An 8,892-nucleotide genomic window follows, 5' to 3' on the forward strand; every position below is an offset into this window, starting at 1 on the left:
GATGGACGGTGCATATAACAGATGCTGCGGTTTTAGAGAAGGTAGGTACGTGATGCATATGTCTCAAATCGTGACTTCAAGTGAATGTCGGTATCGGTAGTTGCGTGCCCCCGCAACCATCTTTACTTGTGATCCACCCCGCCCTCCGGCGGGGTTTTTCGTTTGTGCGGAAATCATAAGGATTCCAGCGAGATCGCCCTGAACGTCGATCTCCACCTTGCCGTCCACGGGGGTCAGAACGATCTGGTCCACCAGCGAGCGAAGGATGTCCGCCGCCTCGATCCGCTTCTCTTCTTCTTCGTCCTGCAGGGCTTCATAGAGCTGCTGGACCCGCTTGCGGTATTGGAGCGCCATTGAAGGGTGCAGCAGGGGAGGGGGTTCCTCGGCCTCGGCCAGGAACGTCCTCAGCTCCGATTTCCGAGCTTCCAGCCGCTTCATGTCCTCTACGATGGCTTCAATCGGCCCGCCAGCCTTAATGGCGGTCAATAGCTTCGCCAGTTCGCGCTCGGTCTTTTCGATCTCGGCTTCCGCCGAGGCAATGCCCGCACGGCCTTCCATGCGTAGGCGATTCATCTCCTGTGTGAATACCTCGCAGAAGCGAGCGAACATCTCGGGATCGACAAGTTTGGTACGCAGGGCGTTCAGAACGCGCGCCTCCAACTCGTCGCGGCGGATGTTCACCCGGTTGTCGCAGGTGCCCTTGTTGCGCGCTGTCGAGCAGCCGATCAGCGTCGCCGAGATCGCGGAATAACCGCCACCGCAGCAGGCGCATTTGGTCAGTCCAGAGAACAGATATTTTGGCCGGCGCCGATGGTTCATCTTCCGGACATCGGCAATGCCGCTTTCGTCGCGTTCGGTGCGGTTCTCGCCCTGTCTCGCCTTCACGGCGTTCCAGAGATCGTCATCGAGGATGCGCAGTTCCGGCGCTTCCTGAATGACCCATTCGGATTCCGGGTTGGGCCGGGCCTGCCGCTTGCCGGTATCCGGGTCTTTGACGAAGCGCTGACGGTTCCAGACGATCTTGCCCACATACATCTCGTTGTTGAGGATGCCGTTGCCACGCTTCGGATTGCCGTTGATCGTGCTGAAGCCCCAATCGCCGCCAGACGGGGCGGCAATGCCATCCCTGTTCAGGGAGAAGGCGATGGTCTTGGCCGACTTGCCGGCGGCATAGTCGCGGAAGATGCGGCGCACGACCTCGGCTTGAGCTTCGTTGATCGTGCGATGGCCGCGGATCGGTTCGCCGTTAGCGTCCAGCTTCTTCACCACGTCATAGCCGTAGGAGTTGCCGCCGCCCGACTTGCCCGCCTCGACCCGGCCGCGTTGCCCGCGCCGGGTCTTGTCGGCCAGATCCTTGAGGAACAGCGCGTTCATCGTGCCTTTCAGGCCGACATGCAGATGCGAGACTTCACCCTCGGAGAGGGTGAACATCTTCACGCCCGAATAGGACATGCGCTTGAAGAGGCCCGCTATGTCCTCCTGATCGCGTGAAAGCCGATCCATGGCTTCGGCGAGGATCAGGTTGAAGCGCCCGCGTGTCGCGTCGGAAATCAGGGCCTGGATGCCGGGGCGGAGCAGCGACGAGCCGGAGATTGCGTGGTCGGAATATTCCTCGACGATCTGCCAGCCCTGCTTCTCGGCATGAAGGCGGCACATGCGGAACTGGTCGGCGATCGAGGCGTCGCGTTGATTGTCGGAGGAATAGCGGGCGTAGATCGCGACCTTCAATGCACCTCTCCTTTCGGCATCAGGAGGTGCGCTTCCCCCGTCGCCTCGTCATCTTGACTTCTTCTGCGTAGCATTCCCGTGCTGCCTGTCGCGCCAGAAAGTCGACCAGACGCAAAAGCCGCGGATCGGGATCGCCCCTCGGCGTAAAGGTCAGGTCCGGCTCGTCGATGAGCAGGGATTCGAGCAACTCTTCGCGCTCGTTCCTTGTCATCTTCGCCGGTGATTGGGTTGATCGTAAAGTCATACATCCAAGCATTCACCCGAAGAGCAGCATAAGCAATTGAAATAACGCGCGTATATTGGGCGGCGGAAAGCATGCCCCCGGCGGCATCGGCGAAGCGCGGCGCACTCCTTCGTGCTACTGCATATGGAAAATACTGACGTGAACGCGCAGTATTCTCGTGCATTACTGCTCTATGGTGAGCGTCCAGGGGCATCGCTGACATCCCTTGTTTGCAACGCAGAAATCGGCTATATGTCAGGATATACCACGGAGGCCAGCCATGAGCAACGCTGCGCAGAAGAGAGCGATCGAGAATTACCGGGCGCGCCTGACACAGCGCGGCTTCAAGCGCTTTGAGGTTCTTGCGCTGGAATCCGATCGCGATCTAATCCGATCGCTCGCCCGTCAACTGGCCGAAGAAGGACCAGAGGCAGAGCAAGCCCGACAGACGGTGAGGGCTCTTGTTTCGGGTGAGCCTTCGAAATCCAGCGGCATTCTGTCGGCCCTGCGCCGCTCGCCTTTGGTCGGCGCCGATCTCGATCTGTCGCGCCCGCGCGAGGAAGGGCGACGGGTCGATCTGTGACGCGCTATCTCCTTGACACCAACATCATCAGTAACATCGTCAAGCCGCAGCCCTCGGAATCGCTGCTGGCATGGTGGAGCGAGCAGAGCGATCAAGACCTGTTCGTCGCGTCTCTGACTATAGCTGAAATACGCCGCGGCATTTTAGAAAAGCCACGTGGCAAGAAACGAGAAGCTCTCGATACGTGGTTCACAGGACCGGAGGGACCGCAGGCTCTTTTTGCGGGGCGCATACTGCCATTCGACGACAAGGCCGGGTTGATCTGGTCGCGATTGATGGCGGACGGCAAGGCCGCTGGACGCCCTCGCAGTGGGCTCGACATGATCATCGCGGCGACGGCAGGCGCAAACGATTGCGTCGTGATCACGGACAACGAAAAGGACTTCGCCGGTATCCAGTTCATCAACCCCATGCGAGGCTTCGTTTGATGCTGCGGCAGAGAGCAAAATGCTCGGGAGGAAAATGTGGCTGAAACCCAGATCGAGTGGACCGACGCCACCTGGAATCCTGTCGCCGGGTGTTCGATTGTAACGGCCGGCTGCACGCACTGCTATGCAATGGAAATGGCCAAGCGCCTGGAGGCGATGGGCGTCGAGAAATATGCGGGGCTGACCCGCAAGACTGGCCGACGCACCGTTTGGAACGGGGTGGTGCGCGAAGACCGCGAGGCGTTATCCATACCACTTCGGTGGCGCAAGCCGCGCAAGATCTTCGTCAATTCCATGAGCGATCTGTTCCACGAACAGGTCAGCGACGACTTCATTCTCGATGTATGGCAAATCATGCGCGAGACGCCGCACCACAACTATCAGATACTCACGAAACGGCCAGAGAGGATGGCCGATCTGGTGGCCAGCAAGATAGGCGAGGTTCTGCCCAACGTGTGGCTCGGGACCAGCATCGAAAACGCTGCTGTAGCCGAACGGATCGAGCATCTGCGGAAAGCGCCTGCTGCGATCCGCTTCATATCATTCGAGCCTCTGATCGACGCCGTCGGCACCGTCGACCTCAGTGAAATCCATTGGGCAATCGTCGGCGGTGAAAGTGGGAAATCCGCTCGTCCCATCCGTGAAGAATGGATCGATGAAATCTACACCAATTGCCAAACGGCAGGGACGGCGTTCTTCTTCAAGCAGTGGGGTACATGGGGCAAGGACAACAAAAAGCGGTCCAAAAAGGCAAACGGACGCGAGTATCGAGGCCGAACTTGGGATGAGATGCCGATAGCGCCTCAGCCGGCCGCATAAGAACAGGGGACTTGGGGGCGAAATGACGAGGAAACAGTACGAATGGCCGGATGGCGCAAAACTGGAAGACCACTCCAAACGCAAGCATAAGATCCTGCGTGAATACGTCTTCGACTATCTGACTGTTCGCTGCAAGCTTCCCCAGCGCGAACGCTTTCGGCTTGCTATCGTCGACGGTTTCGCAGGCGGTGGCCGCTACCAGTGCGGCTCCCCTGGCTCGCCGTTGATCTTCATCGAAGAATTGAAGCGCGCAGTGGAAGCAGTGAACACTCATCGCACGGTGCAGGGCCTCGGCATCATTGAGGTCGAATGCCTGCTGATCTTCAACGACGCCAGCCTTGATGCCGTCGAGCTTCTGAAGGGGCATGTCGCGCCGATGCAGGCTGACATCGCCGCAACGTGCCCGAGGCTGCATCTGCGCGTCGAATACCTCAACGAGTTCTTTGAAGTCGCCTATACCCGGATCAAGGGCCTTCTTGAACAGGGCCGATATAAAAATGTCCTGTTTAATCTCGACCAGTGCGGTGACAGTCACGTCAATCGCGAAACGATTATTGACATCATGCGCTCGTATGCATCGGCGGAGATTTTCTACACCTTCATGATCAGCTCTTTGTTGGCCTTCCTCAAGAAGGACCAGCCGGACCAGCTAACGAAGCGGCTTGATTACCTTGGTATCAAGGGCACCGACATCACGTCCCGGAACGACCTTATGAGCAAGAACGACTGGCTCGGAACGGCGGAGAAGATGGTCTTCGAGGTCTTCCATCGATGTGCGCCATTTGTGAGCCCGTTCTCGATCAACAATCCTGATGGCTGGCGCTATTGGTTTATTCATTTCGCCAATGCCTGCCGAGCACGGCAGGTTTACAATAATATCCTCCATGACAACGCGACCCTCCAAGCGCATTTTGGCCGCTCGGGTCTCAACATGCTCTCCTACGATCCGCGTGATGACGAAGGCAGACTATACCTGTTCGATAATAATGGACGAGCCTCTGCCAAGGAGCAGCTCATGGGAGACATTCCCCGCCTGGTGAGCGACGCGGGAGACGCCATGTCCGTTATGGAGTTCTATGAGAGCATCTACAACATAACACCGGCCCATGCTGATGATGTTCATGCCGCAATCATCGAGAATCCGGATCTTGAGGTAATTACGCCCGCCGGCGGTGAACGACGAAAGGCGAATACGATCGCGGCCGACGACATCATCAAAGTGAAAAACCAGCGTAGCTTTTTTCCAATGTTTCTAAGTGCGAGTTCGAACCGGAAGGGAATAAAGGGTAAGAACTGACCTAGCTCCGGATTGCGTCTGTCGCGAGACGGTAAACATCAATCTTCAGTATACCTGTCGGAGTTGCTACCCCCTTGTGAAACGCATCAGAGTTGGCCGTTTCATCGGCGTTCAGGGTCACTTTGGTTTTGCCTTGAGATTCAGGCTCACGGTGCTGCATTGGCAACGCAGAGAATCAGGAGAACCACCCCGCGGAGACACGTATAACCACGATTGGCAGTCCTTGCACCGCAGACACTCCAGCAATTCCTTGAACGCCGTCACCACAGGCTCGAAATCCTTCTTCCCGAAGTTGGCCCACTCATTGTAATGCACGGCCTTGTTGACAGCCCACTGCTCGACATTGCTCGCCCCGCTAGAGCTGGAGAGTGTTGCCTTGCGCTCAAGCGCGGCTTCCTTTGCGGCGGCATTGCCCCACGACTGAGCTGCATCAGCGGCCTTTCCATAGACATCCTTCGCGCGCGAGAGGACGTTGGGTAGCAATTCGCCGAGGTCATAGTTACCATCCGCCCGAAAAATCGGCCGCGCGCCAAGTTGGTCCGCGAGCTGGCGTGATGCGTATTCCAGATGGTGCCGTAGCCCGTGGGCGGCTGTCTCGACCTTACCCTTGGCGAGAGCGGTAGCGATCTCATCCCAGATATCCGCGTTTGACTCGACAAGCGGGCCTGTGTCCACAGTCCAGCTATGGAACGCCAGCGACGTCTTTGCGGTAACAAGCCCCGCTGACTTCATTTGCTCCGCCCATAGGCGATCATGCGTCGTTATGATGAACTGCGTGTCGGGGAAATGCGTTTTCAGCAACTTGCAAAACTGGTAGCGATGACCCGAGTCGACGGACATCACCACATCGTCCAGCAGTGCGATCGTGAAGCTTTTCGCGAAAAGGCGCTTCATCAAGGCGAGGTAAAGACATACCCCCATGCCGTCTTGATGCCCCTCGCTGTGATAAGCGCCGGGCGGGAAAAGACCGCGCTCGTAGAAATTCACGTCGAAATCGAGCCGCCCCTCGCTGGGTGTCAGCTTCGCCGTGAACTTCGCCTCATCGTCCTCATTGATCAGACGGTAGAACGTGCTGAAATCGTCCTGAACGTCGTCATAGAGAGCATTCAGCTCCTGTTCCATGACGCGACAATAGGCCTCGTAGGTTGCCTTAGCCGCATTGCTGGCGGCCTTCGCAGCCTCGTTCCTCCGCATGGCGTCGCGGTAGTCATTGAGGCGAAGCTGCGCTGTCGTGAGAAACGTCTGCGCTTCGATGGCCGCGCTCTGGTCAGGTTTCGCGTCGACCTTGGCCGTGAGGGCGGCAAGCCTAAAAGGAATAGCTTCAGGCATTTTGGGCCATCCACTGCCCAACCGCTCTTTCAAACCGATCAGCCCGTCGAAATTCCCAAGTTGCCCCTTCAACTCCTGAAGGTCAGTCCCCCATGCGGTTATGATATCGGCTCCGGCCGCGTCGTCTTCCCCTTTTGCGATCCTCAGAGCCTGCCTGAGAAGGCCGAGCAAGTTTTCCGCATGGGCGGCGAGGTTGCCGCCGTTCGAAAGAAGAGATGTCTGCAGTTTGCCGGCGTCCTCGGATTTTGAGAGCTTGGCCTTGAGGTGTGCGAGCAGATGGTTCTCGTCAGGCCAAGGGTGATCGCATAGCGGGCACTCGGGTCCATCGACAAGTTCAAGCCCCTTTTCCACCAGCGAACGCCGCTGCAAAGCTTGGAGCAGGGCGGGATCGCCCTCCAGCGTCGCGATGCCGGAAAGGATTGCCGCTGCTTCCTCCTTCCCCATGTCCGCAAGGGAGCCGAGCATATCCGACAACGCCTGGAGATCACGCAGTGCGGATTGCTTGTTGAACTCAGGCAGCTTGTCGGCGTCGGAAAGACCTGCATCGATCTGCGTGTCGGATGTCAGCGTTTCGATCTTTGGCAGGCCAAGCGATTCTCGCTTTGGGTTGACCGAGGCCAGCAACTCCGCGGCGCCGAACGTAGTGATCTGTAGATGCCGCTGCAACGTATCGCGGCTTGACTGCACTTGGCTTGTTGCAGCCTTGAATCCGGTCTGTAGCTTATTCTGCGCGGTATTGAGCGCGGCGCGAGTCTGTCCGATGCCGTCCAGCTTCAGAATCGCCTGGATTTCCTCCGAGCGTTTTGTCGGCTCCACCAGAATGAAACGAAGAATGTCACGCCGTGCGAGCGTGATTTCCGGATGATCCGCGATCTCGGCGAGTGCCGCTTTCACATCTGCGTCGGGAGGCACAATCTTCGGCTTGCCTGGAGCAGATACCTTCCGCGTGATCGTCGCCGACTTGCCGAGAGCGGAAATGAAAACCCTCAACTCGACGAAGGCAGCGTCCGGGAACTTCACCTTGTCGACATGCGGGCCGTGCTCTGAAACCGAAAGGCTTTTCGTACCCCGCCCAGTCAGACGCCCGATCTCTCCGGTAAGGCCGAACTCTATCGCGTCAATGACACCGCTCTTGCCGGTCCCATTAGGGCCGGAGATCGCGAAGGTTCCCTTTCCGAAGTTGATGTCGAGCTTGCGAATTCCGCGGAACTCTTCGACGTGAGCGGTTTCGAGTTTGATCACTTCACATCACCGCCAACCGGCGTCGAGAAGATTTTTACGAAGTCGTCAGCCTTGATCTTCTTATCGTCCGACAGCAGCTTCCTGATCTCTTCAACCTTGTCGGAATCGAGTTCTTTCCCCTCCTCAAGAGCTGAAATGAACTTCTTCGCAATGTCCTGTTGCAGCGTTACCATGTAGCCCCATGTATTGCCCGCAGAATCGGCACCCAATTGTAGCGCAAAGTAGCTTCGCGGGAAGCTCGAAACGTGCAGCGGGTCTAGCTTCTGAAACCCTGATATCCGTATTTGCGGGTTTGCGATTTTGCGGGGGAAAGCCTTCCCCCTGGCCGGCGCCGGGTTCGCCGGCACACCCCCTTCTGCGGGGAGACCCCGCAAAGCCCCCTTAGAGTGAGAGTGCGGACGGGGTTCGCCGTGACGGGTTGAAGACCGGAGGAGAGGCTTCCGGCGCCCGTCGCGGAGAACCGCGATCTCCAGACATGATCGCAGCGTTCGCTCCGGCTCGGACCGGACGACCCTCTATGACGAAATCACCACCAAAATCATCGCCGAGCTGGAGGTCGGCCGCATCCCGTGGGTGCAGCCCTGGGGCACGTCGGCTGCCAAGGCGCCGCTCGGCCTGCCGAAAAACGCCGCCACCTCCCGCAGCTACAGCGGCATCAACGTGCTCATCCTCTGGGGCGCCGTCATCGAGCACGGCTTTCCCTGCCAGGGCTGGCTCACGTTCCGGCAGGCGCTTTCGCTCGGCGGCCATGTCCGCAAGGGCGAGCACGGCATCACGGTCGTCTATGCCGACCGATTCACGCCGGAAGACGAGAAGCGCCGCGCCCGCGAGACCGGCGAGGAAGCGCATGCCGTTCCATTCCTGAAGCGCTTTACGGTCTTCAACGTGGCGCAATGCGACGGGCTGCCCGACGACATCGCCACCGTCGCGCCGCCGCCACCGCCCGGCCTGATCGAGCCGAGGGTTGAAGCGCTCATCAAGGCAACCGGCGTCGATTTCCGCATCGGCGGCAACCGGGCCTTCTACGTCCCGTCCCAGGACTATGTGATGGTCCCGCCGCCCCAAGCGTATTTCGAGCCCATCAACTGGCACCGGACGGCTCTGCACGAACTCGGTCATTATGCCGGAAGTGGGATTATGCCGACTTCGCAAGCGCTCTGCTGTAATTGCAGGCCAAAGTCCTCTTTGCGCTCGGCATAAACCGACGCCCAAACGAAACTCAAGGGAGCTGAGGAATTCGGTT

Annotated in this window: 9 protein-coding genes; 5 read left to right on the top strand and 4 right to left on the bottom strand. The window is 58.5% G+C overall.

Translation table 11 applies throughout. The features are described 5' to 3' along the window. Nucleotides 1-63 precede the first annotated feature (63 nt). The gene (locus IT41_RS13840; RefSeq protein WP_036742426.1) at nucleotides 64-1,728 is read right to left on the bottom strand and encodes a recombinase family protein; all 1,665 of its coding nucleotides are present in this window, start codon (nucleotides 1,726-1,728) and stop codon (nucleotides 64-66) included. 19 nt (nucleotides 1,729-1,747) lie between these two features. Then, nucleotides 1,748-1,939 (bottom strand): hypothetical protein, encoded by a 192-nt coding sequence (locus IT41_RS13845; RefSeq protein WP_217642792.1) that lies wholly within the window; start codon nucleotides 1,937-1,939, stop codon nucleotides 1,748-1,750. A 292-nt stretch (nucleotides 1,940-2,231) separates the two neighbouring features. Between IT41_RS13845 and IT41_RS13850 the strand changes: the two genes are divergently transcribed. From IT41_RS13850 to IT41_RS13865, 4 genes are read left to right on the top strand one after another with little or no spacing between them, the layout of a single operon-like run. After that, nucleotides 2,232-2,534, top strand: coding sequence for a hypothetical protein (locus tag IT41_RS13850; RefSeq protein WP_036742432.1), 303 nt, complete (start codon nucleotides 2,232-2,234; stop codon nucleotides 2,532-2,534). Continuing rightward, entirely contained in the window at nucleotides 2,531-2,962 is a 432-nt protein-coding gene (locus IT41_RS13855; RefSeq protein ID WP_036742435.1) for a type II toxin-antitoxin system VapC family toxin, read from the top strand. Before IT41_RS13850 ends, IT41_RS13855 begins: the two co-directional genes overlap by 4 nt. A 36-nt stretch (nucleotides 2,963-2,998) precedes the next feature. Further along, on the top strand, nucleotides 2,999-3,781 hold the full coding sequence (locus IT41_RS13860; RefSeq protein WP_036742438.1) for a phage Gp37/Gp68 family protein: 783 nt from the start codon (nucleotides 2,999-3,001) through the stop codon (nucleotides 3,779-3,781). A gap of 22 nt (nucleotides 3,782-3,803) precedes the next feature. Then, nucleotides 3,804-5,078, top strand: a complete 1,275-nt coding sequence (locus tag IT41_RS13865) for a three-Cys-motif partner protein TcmP (protein ID WP_036742441.1) — start codon at nucleotides 3,804-3,806, stop codon at nucleotides 5,076-5,078. Between the two features lie 117 nt (nucleotides 5,079-5,195). Here the strand turns inward: IT41_RS13865 and IT41_RS13870 are convergent, their stop codons facing one another. Then, on the bottom strand, nucleotides 5,196-7,649 hold the full coding sequence (locus IT41_RS13870; RefSeq protein WP_036742443.1) for an AAA family ATPase: 2,454 nt from the start codon (nucleotides 7,647-7,649) through the stop codon (nucleotides 5,196-5,198). Then, entirely contained in the window at nucleotides 7,646-7,822 is a 177-nt protein-coding gene (locus tag IT41_RS21635; protein ID WP_175496432.1) for a hypothetical protein, read from the bottom strand. Before IT41_RS21635 ends, IT41_RS13870 begins: the two co-directional genes overlap by 4 nt. Before the next feature lie 352 nt (nucleotides 7,823-8,174). On the opposite strand from IT41_RS21635, the gene IT41_RS13875 reads away from it, so the two are divergent. After that, nucleotides 8,175-8,849, top strand: a complete 675-nt coding sequence (locus IT41_RS13875) for an ArdC family protein (protein ID WP_425320057.1) — start codon at nucleotides 8,175-8,177, stop codon at nucleotides 8,847-8,849. Nucleotides 8,850-8,892: the final 43 nt, after the last annotated feature.

It is taken from the genome of Paracoccus halophilus (genome assembly GCF_000763905.1).
Taxonomy (GTDB): Bacteria; Pseudomonadota; Alphaproteobacteria; order Rhodobacterales; family Rhodobacteraceae; genus Paracoccus; species Paracoccus halophilus.